The following is a 23085-nucleotide window of genomic DNA, read 5'->3' on the forward strand; positions in this document are numbered from 1 at the left end:
TTATCCAACTAAATACGTGCCGGTTCCAAAAGCAATTTGAACAGACTGTTCGTTATGTAATTCCATTCTGCATACACATACTTTATTACCTGAACGAATAAGTGTTGCGCTGGCAGTAAAGCTCTCTCCTTTACCAGGGCGCAAATAATCAGTACGTAAGTCGATAGTCCCAAGCGTGGCTAATTTTGTTTGCACGCTTGTAATATCTAAATCGGTGAGTTTATCAATTACACTTGCTGCAGCGAGCATACCGCCTACATTATCAAGTACGGCTGAAATAACACCACCATGGAGTATTTTTTGCGCAGGATTACCAATGAGTACATCCTGCCACGGGAACGTAATTTTGGCCTGTTCAGGGCTTAACGACTCAACCGATATTTTTAAAAACTGGTTAAACGGCATGCCATTCACAAATAACGCACCTACTTGTTCAATTAACATTTCTTTATTCATTATTATTCTCTATGTCAAAACAGGTAAGATGAGTAAAACATACATAGTGTAAAACTACGAGACTCCACTTAAATAATTTATCAAGTAACTCAGCTAAAGACATCTCACTAAAAAACCACTAAAATACCCGCCAATGAATACATCAACTCCACCTTCTAGCACCCTTGTGCGTAAACCCGAAACTGTCCTCAAACAAGTGTTTGGCTACAGTGAATTTCGCGACGGTCAAAAAGCAGTTATTGATGCCGCTATTAACGGCCAAGATTCGCTTGTATTACTTCCTACTGGCGGCGGAAAATCGGTGTGCTACCAAATCCCTGCTTTAGTACTCGAAGGCGTAACTATTGTTATATCTCCGCTTATATCGCTAATGCAAGATCAGGTAACGCAACTGCAAGCTCTTGGGGTAAAAGCCGCTTACGTTAATAACAGCTTAGCACGAGAAGAACAGCAATTGGTGTATCAACAGCTTCATCAGGGGCAAATTAAGCTCTTATATGTGGCGCCTGAAAAAGTATTACAACACGAATTTTTAGAGCGTTTATCGCATTTAAATGTGAGTTTATTTGCCATTGACGAAGCGCACTGTGTGTCGCATTGGGGTCATGACTTTAGACCTCATTACTTTCGCTTAAACGAATTAAAGCAACGTTTTGCACATGTCCCAATGATGGCATTAACCGCCACCGCCGATAAAGCCACACGGTTTGATATAGTTGAGCAATTAAAACTACAACAGCCTTATATTCATACTGGCAGCTTTGATCGCCCCAATATTCGTTACACCATAGAAGAAAAATTTAAACCTATGGTGCAATTGCTTCGCTACCTAAAGGAGCAAAAAAGCCAAAGCGGTATTATTTATTGCACCAGCCGTAAACGCGTAGACGACATTGCTGAAAAGCTTGCAGATGCAGGACTAAACGCTGCCGCTTATCATGCTGGTATGAGTAACGAGCAACGTCAATTTGTACAAACCGGGTTTGCCCGTGACGATATACAAATAGTGGTCGCAACCGTTGCTTTTGGCATGGGCATAAACAAGCCTAATGTGCGTTTTGTGCTGCATTACGATATTCCAAAAAGTATAGAGTCGTACTATCAAGAAACAGGTCGAGCTGGGCGAGATGGACTTGCCGCAGAAGCTATAATGTATTTTGACCCAGCAGATATTGGTCGCGTAAGGCGCTTTTTTGAAGACATAGACGACGAGCAACGCCGCCGCGTAGAAGAACAACGCTTTAACGCAATGGCAAGCTTTGCCGAAGCGCAAACATGTCGTCGTCAAATATTACTTAACTACTTTAGTGAATATCAACGCGAACCTTGTGGCAACTGCGATATTTGCTTAAATCCGCCAAAAAGCTTTGATGGTACGTTAGTCGCCCAGCAAGCACTTTCGTGTGTGTACAGAGCGGGACAACGTTTTGGACTTGGTTATATTGTTGAATTACTTCGCGGTGCAAACACGAGCCGCATCCGCGATAATAATCATCATGAGTTAAGTACCTACGGCATAGGTAAAGATAAAAGCAGTGAGTTTTGGCTCAGTATTTTACGCCAACTTATTCATCAAGGCTTACTTAGCCAAGATATAACACAAGGTGCGTCACTTAGATTAACAGAAGCCGCGCGTGTAATTTTAAAAGGTGAATACGCACTGCAATTAGCCGAGCCACGCCTGCAAGCCAAACACGTTTATCAAGATAAGTTAGCGCAATTTAATTACGACAAAAAACTCTTTGCTCGCCTGCGCGCACTTCGTAAAGAACTTGCTGATGCCGACGATGTGCCACCTTACGTAGTATTTAATGATAAAACGTTAGCCGAAATGGCGCAGCTTATGCCAACAAACGACAGTGAGTTTTTAAAGGTCTCAGGTGTTGGTTTTACTAAGTTAAATAAATACGGCGGCGAATTTTTAACGGCAATTCGACATTACCTAGCTACTAATTAAGAGCATTATGACCCAAATAGAATATGACCATACACACAAATGTATTTTGATTAATCCCATTGAGCTACCAAACGATGAAGACTTTGAGCTGTGGAGTACATTATTTTTACACTCAGACGAAGTAACACTCAACGAATATTCTGCAGGCGCTGATCGCCATCAAGTTCGCTTTACCTATAATCATCAAACCTTTAATTTAAACTATGAGCATTACAGCCAAAGCATCTGGATTAATGCCGAAGGTCATGAAGCTGAACACTTACTCGCCGCTTTAGCATTTTATTTAAGCTAGCTTTTAATGCCTAGCGCATAGGTCGCTGCAAACCAGCTGGCTATTAACAAAAGTGAATATGGGTAACAATTAATTAATTTCAAAATCCATACCTTTTACTTACATTATAATAACAATGATGTAAGCTGATATTACGATAGTCATTTGCTACGTAGCAGTAAGAGGTTTAATGGTGAGCAAGAAATGGATAGCACAATGTTGTATTAGTTTAACGGTTTTAAGCTTTTATGTGCCTAAAACGTTCGCACAACAATCTTCAATGAAAACTGATAACTGCCTTGTAGAACAGACAGATTTAAGCACAAATAAAAACCTACGCCGAGAAGTTCAAGACAAAACAACCCTCACGCACAGTAATAGTAACGCTAAAATAGCCTCAATAAAGCTCAAGCAACTTAATGTATTTAATACTGAGCTTGAAGAGGAAAATAATGCTTTATTCCGTTTTGCTAATCGCGCTCACATTCAAACAGAGCCCGATGTCATTAATAACCTTTTATTATTCTCCCCAAGTGACAAGTACGACGCTAAAAAGCTCGCAGAATCTGAGCGTTTACTTCGTAAAGAAAGCTACTTATATGATGCACAAATTAGTGCTACCGAAAACTGCGACGGCGACGTTAATGTAGAAGTGGTTACCCGTGATTTATGGACACTTTTACCTGAAGTGAACTTTAGTCGAAGCGGTGGAGAAAACAAATCGAGTATAGGCTTTAGAGAATCTAACCTGCTTGGGTGGGGTAAGCGCCTTTCTTTTTCGCGCACCACTGACAGCGATCGCAGCGGTTACTTATTTGTTTACGACGATCCGAATATTTTATCTACTCGCTACCGAGGCCGTTTAGAATACGCCGATAACAGCGACGGCAAGCGCCATTTGCTTGAGCTAACCTATCCATTTTACGCAATTGACACCCCCTTTAGTTACGGTATTTTAAGCTATTCTGAGCAGAGCGAAGAGTCACTATATAAACGCGGCGAAGAGTTTAGCGAATTTGATCAAACTACCGATTTAAACCGTGTATTTATAGGACACTCTAAAGCGCTTAATAATAATTGGACCCAGCGACTAACGTTAGGCTATACCGATGAGCAACATACCTTTGAAGCTATAGACACTACATTTGCACCACTTGCCGATGACAGAAGCTTAAGTTATCCCTTTATAAGCGGCCATTGGTTTGAAGATAACTACATAAAAGTACGCAATTTTGACAGTATATCTCGCACTGAGGATTTAAATTTAGGTTGGAATATTAAAAGCTTAATTGGCTATTCAGATGAGTCCTTAAGTAATGACGACAGCCGCGCGGTGTATTCTTTTAACTTTAAAAAAGCCCACTTTACTAACGATAATACCTTATGGCGTTTTAGTGCTGATATTGATGGCTATTGGAATAAAGAACAGAAAAAACTCGAAAACTTTATGGCCACCAGCCAAGTACAATATTATTTAAATACCAGTGAAGACCAATCTTGGTATGTTAAAGCCCGCGTGCAATACGCCAAAAACCTGACTGCTGATCAACAGCTTACTTTAGGTGGCGAAACAGGCCTGCGTGGTTACCCGATGGATTATCAACATGGCGATCGCAGCTTTTTAGTAAATCTAGAAAAGCGCTATTACTGGGAGTACGATTTACTACAACTATTTAAAGTGGGTGGCGCAGCTTTTGTAGATGTAGGCAGAGCATGGTTTAACGATGAAGATAACGGTGAAAATGCACATGTATTGAAAAATGTAGGCGTTGGTCTGCGTTTGGCACCGAGTCGCGCAAACTCAGGAACCATGATCCACATTGATATTGCCGCCCCTGTTGATAGCTACGACGATGTAGACTCAGTCCAGTGGCTAGTAAGCGTTAAAAACACTTTTTAAATAATACAAACACGTTAAACTAATACCAATTGCATTAAATTGTTATGAAAGTTCAGGACCTAATGTGGAAATAATAGAAGTTTTAGAATTGTTTGCATCACAATATAAGTTGGTTGTAACTATAATCGCTATTTTGGTTTTCCCTCTTCTATTAAAAATAACCAAAAAACTACTCGAAAAAGCGATTAAAGGCAAAGTAGATTTGCACCGAAAATACCGTGCAGAGCTTTTACTAAAAATTATACTCGCCTTTGTAGTACTGTGTTTGGTTTTAGTATTTTGGGGTATAGAGCTGCGTGGTTTATTGGTTTTAGGCTCTTCTTTATTTGCCATGTTAGGGGTAGCACTTTTTGCCGCTTGGTCATTATTGAGTAACCTCACCGCATTTTTACTGATGTTTATTCAAAACGATTGCCGCGTTGGTTATTGGGTACGAATTATTGATGGTGCGAATCATGTTGAAGGGCGCATTGTTGAAATGGGCTTAATGAATGTAGTACTTGAACATGTTGATGGGCACCGTGTAATTTACCCTAACAATTTATTTGTGACCCGTCCTGTCATGGTTTTAAATAAAGAACCAAAGCCAACGAAAACCCCTGTTATAAAGCGTATTATTGGTCCTAAAAAAACATAGTTTAAAAAATCATATTCATAAAAAACCGCAGTAGGCAAAATACCTACTGCGGTTTTTTAATGCTTAGCTAAACAGAATTTAGTTTAGCTATTAGTTATTTAGCTCAGCTGTTTTAAGCTCGTCATCTAAATCATTTATCTCATCAATAAAGTTCTCTAGTTGCTGTTCTACTAAACTATTGTCGTTTGCAAAGTAAGCAAGGTGGAATACCGCATCACCTTCATTTACCAATGGCATCGTTTGCTGACCAATAACAATACCGCCTTTAGGCGCTAAAAGCTCAAGCTCAGAATCCCCTAGAGGACTACTTATATATGCAAGCACTTGCCCTTTAGTTACATGCTCCCCTAGTGATACTTGTGCACGCACAATGCCATCAACCTCTGCACGTATCCAACTAGTAGAACCTGCAATAATAGGATCTGGTAACTTTTTAGGGCGCTTGCCACGGACCATTTTTAAATGGCGCATAACATAATCAACGCCCTGCACACCTGCCGCAATAGCGATAGGGTCAAAGCGTAGCGCTTCGCCTGCTTCATAAGTAATAACAGGTATACCTAAGTTTGCGGCTTCACTGCGTAATGAACCATTACGAAGGGATGCATTTATAACCGCCGGCGTACCAAATGCTTTAGCCATTTCAGCGGTTGCTTCATCTTCTAGATTAGCGCGAATTTGCGGTAAATTAGTACGATGAATAGCGCCAGTATGCAAATCAATAATATGAGTACAATGTACTGCCACTTGATTAAAAAACATATAAGCCATACGCCCAGCTAATGAACCACGTTCAGAACCTGGGAAGCTGCGATTCATATCGCGTCTATCTGGTAAATAACGCGATTTGTGAATAAAGCCAAACACATTCACAATAGGCACAGCGATTATTGTTCCGCGCAGTTGGCTTGGATCTATTTTAGCAAGTAACTGACGCACAACTTCTACGCCATTTAGCTCATCACCATGAATAGCCGCACACACCATAAGCACAGGGCCTTCCATTACACCGTTAACCACTTCAATAGGAATATTAAGTGGTGAATGGGTGTAAAGCTTAGCTGCTTCTAAGGCAAGCGTTTTACGCTCGCCTACGCCTACATTTTCTCCTAATAAGGAAAAAGGACGGTTAATTTTAACCTTTGCCACGTGTTGCTGTTCCTTTACTTGAGGCATTTTTTTCGATGAAATCAATTACCATACCTGCAATATCTTTGCCTGTTGCTATTTCAATGCCCTCTAAACCCGGTGATGAGTTAACTTCCATCACAAGTGGCCCACGAGATGAGCGAAGTAAATCAACTCCCGCTACATTTAAGCCCATTGATTTAGCCGCTGCTACTGCCGTTTTACGTTCCTCTGGAGTAATGCGAACTAATGTAGCGCTACCACCACGGTGAAGGTTAGAGCGGAACTCACCTTCTTGTGCTTGGCGCTTCATTGCTGCGATTACTTTGTCGCCTAGTACAAAACAACGTATGTCTGCACCACCCGCTTCTTTAATATATTCTTGAACCATAATATTGGCTTTTAAGCCCATAAACGCTTCAATAACACTTTCAGCTGCTTTGCGTGTTTCAGCAAGTACAACACCAATGCCTTGTGTGCCTTCAAGTAATTTAATTACAACAGGTGCACCGCCTACCATTTCTAGTAAGTCTTTTACGTCATCGGGTTTGCTGGCAAAACCTGTTACTGGCATACCAACGCCTTTGCGCGAAAGTAACTGAAGTGAACGTAATTTATCGCGCGAACGAGAAATAGCGACTGATTCGTTTACAGGATAAACACCCATCATTTCAAACTGACGAAGTACCGAACAGCCATAAAATGTAACCGATGCACCAATACGCGGGACAATTGCGTCAAATTCTTTTAAGTTTTCACCGCGATAGTGAATTTCTGGTTGCTCAGAGTTGATATTCATATAACAACGCAATGCATCAATCACTTTAACTTCGTGGCCGCGTGCTTCTGCTGCCTCAATTAAGCGACGTGTTGAATATAGCTTTCTGTTACGAGATAAAATACCGATTTTCATAGTTAAACCTTACGACCTAATAGTTGAGATAAAGCCGGGTCAACGACTATACGATTTTCCATGGCTGTACGCCCTAATAACATTCTAAACTTCATTGTTGCACGGCTTGTTAAAGTAAGCTCGATAGGCCAGCTATGCTCGCCTGCATGTAATGTAGTTTCTATAAAGTAGCGTAGCTCTTTTTGCCCACTTGAGCTGGTTACATACTTCATTTTTTTAACTTTTGCATTGCAAGTGACTTGCGTTTGTTCATCATCTTGCAGTGGTTGGGCCGTAAATTTAACCCATTTTTCTGAGTCAACTTCGTATTCTTCAATGTTAATTGCATGAATACATGAAGTGCGAGCGCCAGTATCAATTTTTGCTTTTATCTCGTTAATACCAAGCTCAGGTAAACTTAACCACTCACGCCAACCAACTGTGATCTTTGCTGTCATAAATGTGCCCTTAATAAAAAAGTGACTTATACGCTACAGACCAAAAAACACCAACGAAATAAATTTATCTAGTCGATTAGTAAATTAAATTGATCTTTTTAAGCAACTGGTCACACAATGCACGCCTTGCTAAGCCGTACTTTAATGCCACTTTGCTCAACACAGAGGCTCTGCATATATTTTGCTATTTAAGCTTAACTTATTAAAAGTAAAGGTAAGCCTGTAAGCAACTAAGTAGATACACTATAGTTAACAGTATTAAAAATACACTATTATGAGAACTAATTATGATTAATGGTTTACTACATGCACTTGTACTTGATGGACAAGGCGGCGCTCGTCCTATTGGAAGCACTAATGAGCTAAATAGCTGGCAACCAAGCCAAGGTAAACTTTGGGTGCACATGGATTATAGCCAAAGTGAGGCAGTTGAATGGCTCAAGGCACAGCCTCATTTAAACGATTACGAACTAGAGTCTTTAATTGCTGACGAAACACGCCCACGTATTACGGCTACAACTAACGGGCACATGTTATTTTTACGTGGTGTAAATTTAAATCCAGCACAAAGCCCCGAAGACATGGTTTCAATTCGTTTATTTATTAGCGAAGACATTCTTATTACTACCCGTAAGCGCCGTTTATTATCGGTGCAAGATACGCTCGCCTGTTTAAATGAAAATAAAGGCCCATGCAATATTTCTGAATTAGTGTGCTCTATTACACAAAAATTAACCTCACGTATGCAAAGCGTTATTGACTCACTAGATGAAACACTCGACGAGTTTGAAGAAGAAATAGATGAACCAAGTAAAAAGTTTGACAACCAAGGTTTATCACAGTTGCGACGCCAAACTATTGCCTTAAAACGTTATTTAAAACCGCAAAAAGAAGCCCTTAGTTCAATGGTAAATAACCACTACCTATGGTTATTAGATGACGATAAAGCAAAACTTAATGAAACCACCAACCTATTAATTCGTTACCTTGAAGAGCTAGATAGTTCGATTGAGCGTGCGCAAATTATTCAGCAAACAATCACTAACCAAGTTTCTGAGCAGTTAAACCAGCGAATGTATGTTATGTCTGTAGTGGCAGCACTTTTTTTACCACTGGGCTTTTTAACGGGGCTTTTAGGTGTAAACGTAGGAGGCATTCCTGGTACAGAGAGCCCTTATGCGTTTAGTGCTTTTGTCATATTTTTAATTGTGCTTACTGGCGGTATTGGTGTGTATTTTAAAAATAAAAAATGGCTGTAAATTAAAACGCATATTTAATATGGCCACTCAATTGAGTGGCCATAATTAAGTGGCTACTTAGTTTGTTTGACGGGTATAAGTAACATTAGTCATTGTTACTTTTGATTGGGTAATGCCTAAATCTTCAAAGCAATTTTTGAATGAATTAGAGTTACCTGCTTCACCGCATTTATCTAGAGTATTTGGATCTTGAGACTGTAAGTAGTTACCAAACTTAAAGTAAGATTCAGAATCATCTTCTACAGGAATACCAAACGAATTACCTAGTGCACTTACATCTACATCGCCGTAATTATTTACCACTCGCAAGTTAAATGACTCACCGCTTGTGATAGTACCTAGCGCAAATTTTTCTTCATTGCCACTGGTATTACGCAAACGAACATACACATCAAAAATGCCATTACCCGCTACGCTGTCGTTAAAACCTGATTCATCAGTATCTGAAACATACACTTTAGAAATAGTCCCAGTATCGCTGGCGTGGTGCTGTGAAATAATTGTTTTACCGCCATCAGACATTTCAACTTTTACAGTTGCTTCAAATACTTCGTAAGACTGTGTCATGGCAACACGCAAGCTTTCTTTTACCTTGTACTCATGACGCCAGCCATTCCCGTTAGGCGTAATATGCTGTGCCTCCAAAGGTACAAATACTAACGTACTATCGTTCACTAACGGGTTAGGGCTATCCCCTTCTAAATCAAAAACACTACCACTTGTAATGCTGCTTGGAATCGTTGTACCGTCTCCAGATCCTGCTCCATCATCAGTGCCACCGCCATTATTACTGCCCTCAACTAATGTAAAATTATCAAAGCGTACATCACTTGAGCTATTGTAATGCTTAGCAAATACTTGCAGTGAATTGGTATTCGCTGAAGTAAACGTTTTAGTTACCTTAGTCCAAGACGATACATCAAAGGTTTTGTTTTTAAATAAACCGTTTAAGTCGTTAACCCCAATCTGCCCTTTACCAAGTACATAAGCACTTAAAGTATATTCAGTGTTTGGCTGAATATTTACTAATTGATAAACACGTGCAGGACTTCCCTGAATTTTTAACGATTTAGATCCGCTATATGCATCAGATGAAATAGCCGCTGGCTCAGTTTCGTTCCAACTACTAAAACCGCTTTCAAAGCCAGGGTTATTAATAGTTGCAGCATGAGATAACGCTGAGGTTGCAGTAATTGCAGTGCAAATAAACAATTTCTTGTGGTTAATCATTATCTTTATTCCTTTAAACCTGAACATAAAAACAACCTAACTACTTAGGTTAGTGAAATTCACTAACACTTAGATCTTACCGCTATACAGGTTTTTAATTGTGTATGAATAGTAATGGTAATTTAAATGGCAAATTAAACTTACCAATTAACATTACCAAAAAATATACCCGAAGGCGGAGTAAAGGTTATATTTATTGTTACCAATATGTCAGCACAGTGTGGTACAGCAAATAAGTATTACTTTTATCTTTATTACCACTTAAAAACAAATTTAATTTTCAACTTAATCAGTATATTAGAATTCATTAAGTGACGAATTAATTTTTAAAAATAAATTTTAATTTCAGACATAAGTACTAAAAAATAAATAACACTGCTTACCAATAATTATGGACAATATTAATTTAGCATGAATAAAAAATAAAAATAGAGATAAATTAAAGACTAATTTCAAATTGGTAATAACCAGATTTAAATTGGTAATGTACATTTTGATTTATATAGAGGCTAATGAGTGTATTTAAAGCTTAAACAGGGAGTAAAACTAAAAAAAGGCGAGCATTGTTAAATGCTCGCCTTTACTATTTTTCTAATGCTGGGTAATTAATTACTCTTGAAAGTAAGTGCCCCAACCGTCGTATTCAACATCGCACTCAACGGCTAGTTGCGCTAGCTTATCAACGTCTTCCATAATAACGTCTACGTCTAGCTCAGCTTCAACTACAATGTCAAAGCTCCAAATTTTACTGCCATCTTCAAGCTCAAGCTCTGCTGGCTCTTCAACATCGTAGCCTAACTTAAAAGCAGCCAATGCAGCTTGCTCTAGTTTAGGGAAGTCTTCACACACAAAATGGTGTTCTACTTCATAAAGTATTTCAGGATCTGATCCATCTTCAAGTAGTGAACTTACGATGTCTTCACTTATTTCACGCCAGTTTTCCATTATTTTTCTCTCACTTGAGCATCTAATTCAGTTATTTTAGCAGCCATAATGCTATGCACGCTTTTAGCATGCTCACGCGCGCTAATTTCTTTATCAAGCGGTATAGGCGCTAACATTTCGATGTAAATTGTACCATTATCCCAACGATTTAGCTTAATGGTTTTATGTGTTGTATTCATACATACCGGAATTATGGGTACATCTGCGCTCATTGCGGTGTGAAAAGCACCTGTTTTGAACGGTAGCAACCCTCTTCCATAGCTTCGTGTGCCTTCTGGAAACATCCATACAGATAAGCCATTATTTTTAATTTTTTCGGCTGCTTTGGAGATAGTTCCCGCTGCTTTGGAGCGATTCGATCTGTCTATTAATATATTACCCGACAACCAATAAAGCTGACCGAAAAATGGGATCCACTTTAAGCTCTTTTTCCCCAAACTTACGCAGTTTTTAGGCACCATTGCAGGCACTGTAAATAAGTCGTAGCTATTTTGATGATTAGCAACATAAACTGCAGGGCCTGCATCAATTGCATCTTCATGACGTGTTAAAACTAATTTAACGCCAATCATTTTAGCCATTGAGCCAAACCAGCCCGCTATAATATGTACATTATTGGGATGAAATGGTCTTACAATCGAAAGTAATAAACCAAAAATACAACTGAATAATATAAACATCAGCATAATAAAAACGCGTATAACAGCTAGCAAATGAGTTTCTCCAAAGATCAATTATGATTATTATAGCGTTAATTTGTGACACAGACGAGTCAATAGCGCACAAGTGTACGCTGAAGTATGCAAGCTCTTTACTTTAAAACAAAAACGGCCTGCAAATGCAGACCGTTTTTATTTATACAAAAAAGTAATTGGTTACTCTTCGTTAATGGCTTCTATTGGTTCATCATCTTGTGGGGTTAGCTCAACAACGGCTTCGTCAACACGCTGTAAGCCGCGCGGTAGTTTATTACCCCTGCGCCCTCGCTCACCATGATAATGCTCTAAATCAGATGGTTTAAGCGTTAGTTTACGCTTACCAGCATGAAGCGTAACACTGCTTCCTTGTGGCACAACAGCAAGCACTTTTACAAACTCTTCACGGGCTTGTACTTTAGCTCCAGGAATAGAAATAATCTTATTCCCTTTACCTTTGCTAAGTTTTGGTAAGTCACGTAGCGGGAATAAAAGCATGCGACCTTCGTTAGAAATAGCCATACAGTAATCACTAGCAACATCGTTCACCCTAATAGGAGAAAGTAATATTCCACCCTTAGGGACACTTACCAGCGCTTTACCATTTTTATTTTTACTCACTAAGTCTTTAAAGTCGGTAATAAAGCCGTAACCTGCATCTGACGCCATAAGCAATACTTGCTCGTCTTCACTCATTACCACGTGCTCAAAATTAGCACCTGGTGTTAAGTTAAAACGACCTGTCATTGGTTCACCTTGGCTACGCGCCGAAGGCAGACTGTGCGCATCGGTTGCAAATGCCCGCCCTGCTGAATCTAAAAATACAGCAGGTTGATTGCTCTTACCCCGAGCCGAGGCCCTAAAGCCATCACCTGAACGGTAATTTAAGCCTTGTACATCTAAATCATGGCCTTTACCAACGCGTGCCCAGCCTTTATCTGATAGCACAACAGTGACTGACTCTGATGGAATTAAATCTTTTTCGTTAAGTGCTTTCGCTTCTGAACGCTCAATCACTGGCGAGCGACGATCGTCACCGTACATTTCAGCGGCTTCTTGAATTTCTTTTTTAAGCAGTGTCGACATACGACGTTCTGAGCCCAAAATTTGCGCTAATTTATCACGCTCTTTGGCTAGTTCATCTTGCTCACCGCGAATTTTAAACTCTTCAAGTTTTGCTAAATGACGAAGTTTTAATTCTAATATAGCTTCTGCTTGCGTATCAGTTAAATCAAAGCGCTCCATTAATACAGGCTTTGGTTTGTCTTCACTGCGGATGATTTCAATCACTTCATCAATATTTAAAAAGGCGGCTAATAAACCTTCTAAAATATGCAAACGCGCTAATACTTTATCTAAACGGTACTGCAAACGACGACGCACTGTTTCGCGTCTGAATGTTAGCCACTCACTTAAAATACAGCGTAAATCTTTAACTTGCGGGCGACCATCTAGGCCTAGCATGTTTAAGTTTACGCGGTAATTTTTTTCAAGATCGGTGGTGGCAAATAAGTGCGCCATTAATGGCTCAGCTTTAATGCGGTTTGAGCGCGGAATAATTACAATGCGCGTTGGATTTTCGTGATCTGACTCGTCACGTAAATCAGCAATCATAGGTAATTTTTTAGCGTTCATTTGCGCTGCAATTTGCTCAAGTACTTTACCACCTGAACATTGATGCGGCAGCGCTGTAATAACAATATCGCCATGCTCTTCGGTGTAAACCGCACGCATTTTGATAGACCCACGACCGGTTTTATATATTTTATGAATATCGGCTTTTGGGGTAATTATTTCAGCATCTGTTGGGTAATCTGGTGCATGTACAAGCTCAAGTAATTCTTCAAGCTCTGTTTTTGGTTTATCAAGTAATAAACAACATGCGCTAGCCACTTCACGTACGTTATGTGGCGGAATATCTGTTGCCATACCTACGGCGATACCCGTTATACCATTGAGTAAAATATGTGGTAAACGAGAAGGCAGTACAACAGGTTCATCCATGGTGCCATCAAAGTTTGGCGTCCAATCAACGGTGCCTTGGCCAAGCTCTTTAAGCAGTACTTCTGAAAACTTAGACAAACGCGCTTCGGTATAACGCATTGCCGCAAACGATTTAGGGTCATCTGCTGCACCCCAGTTTCCTTGTCCATCTACCAAAGGGTAGCGATAAGAAAACGGTTGCGCCATTAATACCATAGCTTCGTAACAGGCACTGTCGCCGTGTGGATGGTACTTACCGAGTACATCACCCACTGTACGGGCTGATTTTTTGTACTTAGCGTTAGCTGACAAACCCAGTTCGCTCATCGCATAAATAATACGACGCTGTACTGGTTTTAAGCCATCACCTACATGCGGTAGGGCACGATCCATGATTACGTACATGGAATAATTTAAATAGGCGTCTTCGGTAAAACGCCCCATTGTTTGTTGCTCAATTCCTTGCATTAGCAAGGTATCTGTATCACTCATTAAAGCTTACCTAGTTTTTCTTATAGCTTACACGGTAGATTACATTGGCGTAATCATCGCTTACTAACAGACTGCCGTCACCTAATTCTGCAAATGCAACAGGGCGTCCAAATGTTGTTTCGTCTTTCATAAAGCCAGTAATAAATGGCGTATATTTAGTTACGCGACCTACTTCGATTGTTGCTAGGCCTACTTTATAACCTGACTTTTTAGAACGGTTCCATGAGCCATGTTCAGCAACAAATAATTGTTGCTTATAACTTGCTGGAAATTGCTTACCGTTATAAAAATGAATACCTAATGGCGCTACATGCGCTGGAAGTGCAAGTGCTGGCGATGTGTAATCGGCAATGTTTTTACCTTCACCAAACTCAGGGTCAATAATTGCACCGGCATGAACATACGGAAAACCAAAATGCTCTCCTTCTTGTGTTGCACGGTTTAACTCATCAGGTGGAATATCATCGCCCATCATGTCGCGACCATTATCACTAAACCATAAAGCTTGAGTAGCAGGATGAAAATCAAAACCCACTGTGTTTCTAACGCCTTTAGCTATTGTTTTTATTTGTTTTGTTTCTACATTAAGTGCAAAAATACGACCAAAACGCTCATCCTCAGCACAAATATTACACGGCACACCCACTGGAATGATTAATTCTCCCGTTGGTGCAAAACGTAAAAATTTCCAGCCATGATGACGCTCACTCGGTAGTTTGTTATAAACCACATCAAACTTTGGATCTTTTAATTGGGTATCAATATTTTTAAAGCGAATAATACGATGCACTTCGCCTACATATAAATCGCCATCTTTAATTGCTATGCCAGAGGGCATGTTTAAGCCTTTAGCCACAACAATTTTTTTATCTGCTACGCCGTCGCTATTGTGATCAATAAGCGCATATACGTTGCCCGCTTTACGAGAGCCAACATACACAATACCTTTTTTTGAAACGGCTATTTGACGTGCATTTTCTACATCATTTGCAAATAAACTAATTTCAAACCCCGGTGCTACGGTGAGCTTATCAAGTATATTTTTAGCCATTGCAGGAGCGCTAGTCAGCCCAAGTAACAGCAAACTTCCTAGTAACTTTTTCATTCGTCTCTCCTAGTGTTAGGCACAAGCAATTAAACGAGCGCCTTATTGCCATGATCTTCTAACCATTGACGACGATCAGGCGATCGTTTTTTAGCAAGTAGCATATCCATCATTTCCATGGTTTCTACTTCTTCATCAAGCGTAAGCTGCACTAAGCGTCGTGTATTAGGATCCATAGTGGTTTCACGAAGCTGTAACGGATTCATTTCACCCAGACCTTTGAATCGTTGTACGTTTACTTTTCCGCGTTTTTTCTCGGCTTCTATGCGCGCCAAAATAGCGGTTTTCTCTTCTTCATCTAGGGCGTAATAAACTTCTTTGCCAATATCTATTCTAAATAATGGCGGCATTGCAACATACACATGCCCTGTTTTTACTAACTCTGGAAAATGACGAACAAACAGTGCACATAACAATGTTGCAATGTGTAATCCATCCGAGTCAGCATCGGCCAGTATACAAATCTTATTGTAACGCAGTCCCGACATATCTGTTGATTCTGGGTCAATACCCAGTGCCACTGAAATATCATGTACTTCTTGTGATGCTAGTATTTGCCCCGACTCTACTTCCCAGGTATTTAAAATTTTACCACGTAGCGGCATAATTGCCTGAAATTCACGGTCTCGCGCTTGTTTAGCAGAACCACCAGCAGAATCACCTTCCACTAAAAACAGCTCGGTCCGGTCATTATCGGCAGCACTACAATCGGTCAATTTACCTGGTAATGCAGGCCCTGCAGTAACTCGTTTACGTACGACCTTTTTAGCTGCACGCAAACGGCTTTGCGCGTTTGAAATACATAACTCAGCTAATAATTCTGCGGTATCGGTATGTTCATTTAGCCATAAACTAAACGAATCTTTTACAACACCCGATACAAATGCGGCACATGAACGTGATGAAAGTTTTTCTTTGGTTTGCCCTGCAAATTGTGGATCTTGCATTTTAACCGACAATACGTAACTACAACGCTCCCAAATATCATCCGGTGCTAGCTTTACGCCACGAGGTAGTAAATTTCTAAACTCACAAAACTCTCGCATTGCTTCAAGTAAGCCTTGGCGCAGACCATTTACATGTGTACCACCTTGCGCGGTAGGAATTAAATTTACGTAGCTTTCCGCTATTGATTCGCCACCTTCAGGTAGCCATACAACAGCCCAATCAGCGCCTTCAATTGAGCTTTTAAATTCACCAACAAATGGGTCTTGCGGTAATGTTTCAAACCCTTTAACGGCTTCAATTAGGTAATCTTTTAAGCCAGTTTCGTAAAACCATTCTTTGGTTTCTTTTGTTTGCTTATTAACAAACTTAATACGCAGTCCTGGGCATAAGACCGCTTTGGCTTTTAATAAATGATTAAGCTTGGTAATTGAGTAGTTTGGTGAATCAAAGTAGCTAACATCAGCCCAAAAACGAACGGTGGTACCTGTATTGCGCTTACCAACAGTACCAATTACGCTCAAATCTTCTACTTTATCGCCATTTTCAAATGCCATTCTGTATTGTTGAGCGTCGCGCCTTACGGTTACTTCTACACGGGTAGATAACGCATTTACTACAGAAATACCTACACCGTGTAAACCACCCGAAAATTGGTAGTTTTTATTAGAAAACTTACCACCGGCGTGTAACTTAGTGAAGATTAGTTCAACCCCTGGGATACCTTCCTCAGGGTGAATATCAATAGGCATACCACGTCCGTCATCGCTCACTTCGAGCGAGTTATCTTCGTGGAGTATTACGTCAATACGAGTAGCATGACCCGCCATAGCTTCATCGACACTGTTATCGATAACCTCTTGACCTAAATGGTTTGGGCGTACGGTATCGGTGTACATCCCTGGGCGTCGTTTTACCGGATCTAATCCATTAAGTACTTCAATGGCTTCGGCGTTATAATTTTGATCACTCATAGTTTTTGTCTTTATATCCGCTAAGGCTCTAATACGTTTACTAGTTTTATTGTTATATGCGCTAAAGCGTTAATATAGTAACTAACCTCAGTTCAGGCTAACTAGTTTTACGTGATTTTAAGAAAATCTACAATACTTGCAAAGGTGCGTTCAAATTCAACGTAGCTATGATCGCCACCAAACTCTATCAATTGCTTGCATTGCGAATAATATTTTACTGCGTGTTGAAAGTTCAACACTTCATCGCCTGTTTGCTGTAATAAATACAGTAACTCAGGATGTGCTAATTTATCTACAGCGAGTAATTTCAGCGCCTCAATATGACTGTTATTTAAATCGTAATGATAATCTTGATACGGATTATAATTAGGCCCAAGTAACGACTGTAATAAATTATAAGGTGCGACCGCGGGATTAATGACCACTGCAGGAATTTGATAACGCTGCGATAAATACGTGGCAAAAAAACCACCTAACGAGCTACCTAATAAAACGGTATCTGGCGTTAGTAATTGTTCAAGCTCAATTATAGCTTGTAGGGGCTCGTGGTTTAAGTTCGGTACACAATAATCAACGTCATAGTTTGCCATAAGCTCACCAAAGCGCACAGCTTTATATGATTTTTGTGAACTATTAAAGCCATGAATATAAATTACGCGCTTAGCCATACCACTTCCGTTTTTACTTCGACTTTATCTTTTTTACTCTTTATATTTAGCATTCTGTAAGCAGGCCCTGCATTTTTTTGCTCCCACTTTGGAGTGTATTTTACAAACTGGACTGAACTGGCAGGACTTGCATATATAGGCAAGCCTCTAAAGTTTTGTTCATAATCGTTGTGTACATGACCATGAAAAAGCGCAGATACATTATTACTATTAACTAAAATATTTAAAAGCTGTGGACCATTTTCTAATAAGTGCTTATCAAGATAGCCATTTATTGGCAGCGGATTATGATGGCAAAAGATAACTTTACTATTATTCGAGTTGACTAAAGTATCAGTTATTTCATCTAAATGCGTGCCAGTAACCCATCCTGCGGGCGTGGGCCCTTTAGAATTAATAAGAAGCAGCTCAACCCCGTTAGCAATAATATGTTTAGCCGAATTTATTTTTCCGCCACTTATGCGATTAAGCATTACTAGTTCATCATGATTACCTGGTACCCAAAATACAGGGCAAGTGATGTCACTGGCATTTATAAGTTCAGTAAATAATAAGTACGATTCGAAACTATGGTCTTGTGTTAAATCACCACCAAAAATTACGCAATCTACTGGCTGCTCAGCTATGTGTGCCAAAGCTTGTTCAAAATGAGCTGCAGTATTTACATTAAAATATTCACCATTTTTATCTGCAAATAAATGGCTGTCGGTAATATGCGCAATGCACAAAGATGATTTATCAAATGTATATGTATCATCAAACCAAGCCATTATTTACATCCCAATTTAATGTTGCTTGCCCGTGCTCTACACAGGCCACTAACCAGTCGTATAAAAAAGCATTAAGTTGATACTTTTCATCTTTTTGATGCATTTTAGGATTGGGGTATCCGTACGATGGCTTTATCCGTTGATGATAATCATGATGAATAATTTCAGCTACTTTCGCATCATGATACAAGCGAGCCGTTAAATACAGCGGCGCTATCCCTTTAACCATTCCTGTTAGCTGCTTAATTGAAATATCCATAGTGTATTTTGCGCTGCCATCAATTTTTGTAGCAAATTCACTGTTGCCAAGTTTTACTTCACGAATGCTTCCTATATTGCGCTCGCTCGGTAACAACTTTAATAGTCGCACATAGTTATGCTCACAAAGTGTTAAATACTTTGGGAGGTTTTGAATATATCGATTTGTTGCTAATTGTGCTGTCAAAGTTCCGCCATAATATTAGTAAGAGTTTATGCCCATTTGCTTGCCATTTTTTCGCGATTTAGCGCAAGCCACTGCATACAAATAACCGTTGCCGCATTATCCATTTCACCGTTATTGAGGCGCATTAGCGCATCATCAACCGATAAAATATGAGTTTTTATATCCTCGCCTTCAGTTTCAAGACCATATACACCTGATTTCACTTGGCTTAAATCAGCACGTGCTAAATATAAGTGTAAGCGCTCAGTTGTTCCACCTGGGCTTGATAGGTATGAAAGCATAAATTCAAGCTCGGTTAATTCAAGCCCTGCTTCTTCATACGCTTCTTTTTTTACAACAGATTCGTAATCCGTACTGCCGTCTGTCATTCCGGCTATACATTCTAGTAGCCACGGCGAATGCTTACTTTTAATAGCGCCAATACGTATTTGCTCAATCAAAAGAACAGTATCTGATATTGGGTCGTAAGGCAGTACTGCAATTGCATCGCCACGTTCTAATATTTCTCGGCTAATTAGCTCTGATTTTCCACCCGCAAAAAGAGCATGTTCAAACTGGTATAAATCAACCTGAAAAAAACCTTTATAAAGGTTTTTTATTGGCTTTAAATTTACATCTTTATGTGTAAATTGAACGAGCTTTTTATCAACCACGTACCTACCTCCTACTTATCTAAAGCTTTAAAATGCGTTAATATATTCTGTTACACTTGAACATACTGTTTTACTAATTATTTTTTTTGTTATGCAGTAAAACAGGTTAACATGCTTTTAGTACAAAAATTGTCTAAGGACCGAACCCCACATGAAAAAGAACATTCTTGCGGCGCTAGTTAGTTTATCATGCGCACTAGGTGCAACAGCAGTGAAAGCTGAAGATTTACTACAAGTTTTTGAAATAGCAACAGCTAACGATCCTACTGTTTTAAAAGCAAAAGCCCAAGCCGATGCGCAGTCTTATCAAAGCGATTTGGCGATGAGTGCACTATTACCTCAAATTGGTTTAACTATGGGTTATACGAAAAGCGATGCAACGTCGTACCAAAGCGTTGGCGACTTATCTAACCAAGTTAAAGTTGAAAGTGACACAGACCAATTCTCTCGTGGTGTAAGTTTAAGCCAAACATTATTTGATCTAGGTGCTTGGAACACTTTAGATATTGCCGATAAGCAAGCTCTACAAGCAAGCGGCCTATATGATGCAGCTAAACAAAACTTAATTGTACGCGTTGCTGAAGGTTATTTTAATGTATTAAGTGCCAGTGATAACCTTGAATTTGTCGAAGCTGAAAAACGTGCCATAGCACGTCAACTTGAGCAAACAAAACAACGTTATGCAGTAGGTTTAACAGCTATTACAGACGTACACGAAGCACAAGCTCAGTTTGATAACTCAGTAGCCCAAGAAATTATTGCCAGTAATGCTGTAGAAACAGCACGCGAGCAACTTCGTGAGATAACCGGTAAATACCACGAAAAATTAGATTTTTTAAATACAGATACTTTCTCAACAACTAAACCAACTAAGCGCTCAAGCGACTTTGTTAAAGTAGCTGAAGATAAAAATATCAACTTACAAGTTTCTAAAGTAACGGTTGATATTGCAAAAGATCAAATTGAATTAGCAAAAGCAGGTCATTATCCAAAACTAACTCTAAGTGCAAATTATGGTGACTCTCTTACAGACACTCAAATAAATGGCGCTAATTTTGATGATCAACCACGTTCAGACTCAAGCTCTGTTGGGCTTAATTTTAGCGTGCCTTTGTATTCAGGTGGTGCAACAGTTGCTGCAACAAACCAAGCCCGTGCGTTTTACGTATCAGCGAGCCAAGATTATGAAACAAATTACCGCGCAGTCACTCGCACAGTAATTACATCTTATAATCAAGTTGTTTCAGATATTGCGACTTATAAAGCGCTAGAGCAAGCGGTTGTTTCAGCTCAAAGTGCCCTTAAAGCAACTGAAGCCGGTTTTGAAGTAGGTACTCGTACCATTGTTGACGTACTCGTGAGTACGCAAAATTTATACGATGCAAAACGTAACCTTGCTGATGTGCGTTACCGTTATGTGTTATCTACCCTTCGCTTAAAACAAGCAGCGGGTACATTAACAAGTGAAGATTTAGTTGCTATAAACCAAGGTTTAAAATCAGCTTAACTTTACAGCTAAACATAATATAAATTTATTCAAAGCCAGCATGTAGCTGGCTTTTTGTATTTTATAGCGCTTAGCGTTAAACTATCGTTTTTATTCTCAGAGAGATTTTTGTGGTCACCTCATCTCCTTTTAAAGCATCTTTTTTAGGCCCTCGATACTGGCTAACGTGGGTTGGCGTTTTATTTTTATACTTAATTTCTTGGCTACCACAAAAGCTACAGCTGGCAATGGGTAAGCAACTTGGCCGCTTAGTCCATAAATTTATGAAGCGCCGTCGCCATATTGCAGAAGTAAATATTAAGCTGTGTTTTCCTGATATGAGCGAAGCAGATCAAAAAAAACTTGTGCTCAAAAATATGGAAAACACCGGCATTGCAATGGTTGAAACCGGCATGGCTTGGTGGTGGCCGCAGTGGCGAGTAAAAAGTGTATATGGCTCAATCAAAGGTTTGGAGCACTTTGAGCGCGTTCAAGCATCTGGTAAAGGTGTTTTATTACTTGTACCTCATATTCTGCATCTTGAAATGGCGAGTCGTGTAATGGGATTAAAATGCCAAGGTTTAGGCTTTTACCGCCCTCATAACAACGCTCTAATGGAATACTTTACAACGAATGGCCGCCTTCGTTCTAACGAATACCTAATTGGCCGAAAAGATGTAAAAGGCTTACTAAAATCATTAAAAAACAAAAAAGTATGCTATTACTTACCTGACCAAGATTACGGCCGTAACCGCTGTGAATTTGTGCCATTTTACGCCGTCCCTGACACTGCAACGACAACAGGTACTCTTATGTTTGCTGGCAGTAAAAACTGCGAAACTATGAGCTTAATCTCGCGTCGCGACGAAAATGGTAAGTATCATTTAGAGGTAGTACCTGAGCTTGAAAACTTCCCAAGTGGTGATGATAAGGCTGATGTAACACGTGTAAATCAACGCATGGAACAATCTGTTAATGCCGCTCCAGAGCAATACATGTGGCTACACCGTCGCTTTAAAACTCGACCGGATAAAAATACCCCTTCTTTTTATAAAAAGTAATGGTATAACAATAATAGGAACAAATAAGGTGGGTAATAATCATGTGGTTTTGGATTAGACATTTATCATTTGCAGCCGTGCTAATAGCACTCGCCGTATACTTCTTAGTGGGTGATGGTTCTGTATTTGATATTAAAAAATCTAAAAATGCAGCCGCCGAAGGATTATCACGCTTTTACTCCTCCATTCGTAACCAAGTAAAAAGTAATAAAGAACGAGATCAATTTGTTTTAAAACTTAAAACACCAGAACAAACCTTGGATAGAGTATTGGCTGAACGTGCGCGAACAGTAGATCCAATGCCGACCACTTGGACTGGAGAGGTTGAACCTAGGCGCTTTGAAAATGGCACAACCCTTAAAGATGTACTTAATCAATATGCTAAAAACGAGGGAATTGAGCTCTACTGGTACTTAAGTAAAGATTACGTAGTTAAAGATCATTTTAGAGTAGACAGTAACTTTACTTCAGCACTGTACCAAATTGGACGCGCTATAAATGATGACTTTGAGCATGAGGTTTATACTTACTTTTGCCATAAACAAAGAGCAGCGGTTATTACCGAGTTACCATCAGAATTTGTACGTACAAACTGTTTAAAACTAAAGGTTTAAGGGTTTACACATACAAAAACCCAAGCAAGCGCTTGGGTTTTTCAATTCAATTCAATTCAAT

The 23085-nt window shown here is 39.6% G+C and carries 22 protein-coding genes; 8 read left to right on the top strand and 14 right to left on the bottom strand.

Annotated features, from left to right (window positions below):
- On the bottom strand, positions 1–456 hold the full coding sequence (locus H5115_RS16255; RefSeq protein ID WP_002961375.1) for a thioesterase family protein: 456 nt from the start codon (positions 454–456) through the stop codon (positions 1–3).
- Positions 457–589: 133 nt separating this feature from the next.
- Here H5115_RS16255 and recQ point away from each other — a divergent pair, with 133 nt between their 5' ends.
- From recQ to H5115_RS16275, 4 genes are all read left to right on the top strand, one after another.
- A complete protein-coding gene (recQ, locus tag H5115_RS16260) occupies positions 590–2413 on the top strand; it encodes a DNA helicase RecQ (protein ID WP_024605058.1) in 1824 nt (607 codons plus the stop codon).
- Positions 2414–2420: 7 nt separating this feature from the next.
- Positions 2421–2705, top strand: a complete 285-nt coding sequence (locus H5115_RS16265; protein WP_002961372.1) for a DUF3630 family protein — start codon at positions 2421–2423, stop codon at positions 2703–2705.
- 169 nt (positions 2706–2874) lie between these two features.
- On the top strand, positions 2875–4584 hold the full coding sequence (locus tag H5115_RS16270) for a BamA/TamA family outer membrane protein (RefSeq protein WP_182756327.1): 1710 nt from the start codon (positions 2875–2877) through the stop codon (positions 4582–4584).
- 64 nt (positions 4585–4648) lie between these two features.
- A complete protein-coding gene (locus H5115_RS16275) occupies positions 4649–5221 on the top strand; it encodes a mechanosensitive ion channel domain-containing protein (RefSeq protein WP_182671484.1) in 573 nt (190 codons plus the stop codon).
- 90 nt (positions 5222–5311) lie between these two features.
- Here the strand turns inward: H5115_RS16275 and H5115_RS16280 are convergent, their stop codons facing one another.
- The 3 genes from H5115_RS16280 to H5115_RS16290 are packed head-to-tail and all read right to left on the bottom strand — an operon-like array spanning position 5312 to position 7699.
- Positions 5312–6370: a succinylglutamate desuccinylase/aspartoacylase family protein gene (locus H5115_RS16280; protein ID WP_182674025.1), complete on the bottom strand. Its 1059-nt coding sequence runs from the start codon at positions 6368–6370 to the stop codon at positions 5312–5314.
- Positions 6357–7262 carry a 30S ribosomal protein S6--L-glutamate ligase gene (gene rimK, locus H5115_RS16285; RefSeq protein ID WP_002961977.1) on the bottom strand — a complete coding sequence of 302 codons (906 nt, stop codon included), beginning with the start codon at positions 7260–7262 and terminating at the stop codon, positions 6357–6359. The genes H5115_RS16280 and rimK overlap by 14 nt, the downstream gene beginning before the upstream one ends.
- Positions 7263–7264: 2 nt before the next feature.
- On the bottom strand, positions 7265–7699 hold the full coding sequence (locus tag H5115_RS16290) for an ATP-dependent zinc protease (protein ID WP_002961974.1): 435 nt from the start codon (positions 7697–7699) through the stop codon (positions 7265–7267).
- 287 nt (positions 7700–7986) lie between these two features.
- On the opposite strand from H5115_RS16290, the gene H5115_RS16295 reads away from it, so the two are divergent.
- On the top strand, positions 7987–8958 hold the full coding sequence (locus H5115_RS16295) for a zinc transporter ZntB (protein ID WP_024605062.1): 972 nt from the start codon (positions 7987–7989) through the stop codon (positions 8956–8958).
- Positions 8959–9015: 57 nt separating this feature from the next.
- On the opposite strand, the gene H5115_RS16300 is transcribed toward H5115_RS16295, so the two are convergent.
- The 10 genes from H5115_RS16300 to H5115_RS16345 all read right to left on the bottom strand — a co-directional run bounded on the left by H5115_RS16300 (position 9016) and on the right by H5115_RS16345 (position 19863).
- Positions 9016–10188 (bottom strand): polysaccharide lyase family 7 protein, encoded by a 1173-nt coding sequence (locus tag H5115_RS16300; protein ID WP_024605063.1) that lies wholly within the window; start codon positions 10186–10188, stop codon positions 9016–9018.
- Positions 10189–10797: 609 nt separating this feature from the next.
- Positions 10798–11133: a ribonuclease E inhibitor RraB gene (gene rraB / locus H5115_RS16305; RefSeq protein ID WP_002961968.1), complete on the bottom strand. Its 336-nt coding sequence runs from the start codon at positions 11131–11133 to the stop codon at positions 10798–10800.
- A complete protein-coding gene (locus H5115_RS16310; RefSeq protein WP_182671483.1) occupies positions 11133–11846 on the bottom strand; it encodes a 1-acylglycerol-3-phosphate O-acyltransferase in 714 nt (237 codons plus the stop codon). The genes rraB and H5115_RS16310 overlap by 1 nt, the downstream gene beginning before the upstream one ends.
- Positions 11847–12008: 162 nt before the next feature.
- A complete protein-coding gene (gene parC, locus H5115_RS16315; RefSeq protein WP_002961963.1) occupies positions 12009–14303 on the bottom strand; it encodes a DNA topoisomerase IV subunit A in 2295 nt (764 codons plus the stop codon).
- Between the two features lie 10 nt (positions 14304–14313).
- On the bottom strand, positions 14314–15408 hold the full coding sequence (locus H5115_RS16320; protein ID WP_024605067.1) for a sorbosone dehydrogenase family protein: 1095 nt from the start codon (positions 15406–15408) through the stop codon (positions 14314–14316).
- Between the two features lie 29 nt (positions 15409–15437).
- Positions 15438–17327 (bottom strand): DNA topoisomerase IV subunit B, encoded by a 1890-nt coding sequence (parE, locus tag H5115_RS16325; RefSeq protein WP_182756329.1) that lies wholly within the window; start codon positions 17325–17327, stop codon positions 15438–15440.
- A 107-nt stretch (positions 17328–17434) separates the two neighbouring features.
- A complete protein-coding gene (locus H5115_RS16330; RefSeq protein WP_002961960.1) occupies positions 17435–17995 on the bottom strand; it encodes a YqiA/YcfP family alpha/beta fold hydrolase in 561 nt (186 codons plus the stop codon).
- Complete coding sequence (locus tag H5115_RS16335) at positions 17980–18765, bottom strand: metallophosphoesterase (RefSeq protein ID WP_182756331.1); 786 nt, start codon at positions 18763–18765, stop codon at positions 17980–17982. The genes H5115_RS16330 and H5115_RS16335 overlap by 16 nt, the downstream gene beginning before the upstream one ends.
- Positions 18752–19210 carry a DUF1249 domain-containing protein gene (locus H5115_RS16340; RefSeq protein WP_024596230.1) on the bottom strand — a complete coding sequence of 153 codons (459 nt, stop codon included), beginning with the start codon at positions 19208–19210 and terminating at the stop codon, positions 18752–18754. The genes H5115_RS16335 and H5115_RS16340 overlap by 14 nt, the downstream gene beginning before the upstream one ends.
- 26 nt (positions 19211–19236) lie before the next feature.
- Positions 19237–19863 (bottom strand): NUDIX domain-containing protein, encoded by a 627-nt coding sequence (locus H5115_RS16345; RefSeq protein ID WP_002961957.1) that lies wholly within the window; start codon positions 19861–19863, stop codon positions 19237–19239.
- Positions 19864–20014: 151 nt separating this feature from the next.
- Between H5115_RS16345 and tolC the strand changes: the two genes are divergently transcribed.
- From tolC to H5115_RS16360, 3 genes are all read left to right on the top strand, one after another.
- Positions 20015–21370, top strand: coding sequence for an outer membrane channel protein TolC (gene tolC, locus H5115_RS16350; protein ID WP_182756333.1), 1356 nt, complete (start codon positions 20015–20017; stop codon positions 21368–21370).
- Between the two features lie 110 nt (positions 21371–21480).
- Positions 21481–22410, top strand: a complete 930-nt coding sequence (gene lpxL, locus H5115_RS16355) for an LpxL/LpxP family Kdo(2)-lipid IV(A) lauroyl/palmitoleoyl acyltransferase (protein WP_154903706.1) — start codon at positions 21481–21483, stop codon at positions 22408–22410.
- A 41-nt stretch (positions 22411–22451) separates the two neighbouring features.
- A complete protein-coding gene (locus H5115_RS16360; RefSeq protein WP_024596226.1) occupies positions 22452–23024 on the top strand; it encodes a toxin co-regulated pilus biosynthesis Q family protein in 573 nt (190 codons plus the stop codon).
- The last annotated feature ends 61 nt before the right edge of the window (positions 23025–23085 follow it).

The sequence above is a fragment of the Pseudoalteromonas sp. SR44-2 genome (assembly GCF_014163745.1).
GTDB classification, from domain to species: domain Bacteria; phylum Pseudomonadota; class Gammaproteobacteria; order Enterobacterales; family Alteromonadaceae; genus Pseudoalteromonas; species Pseudoalteromonas distincta.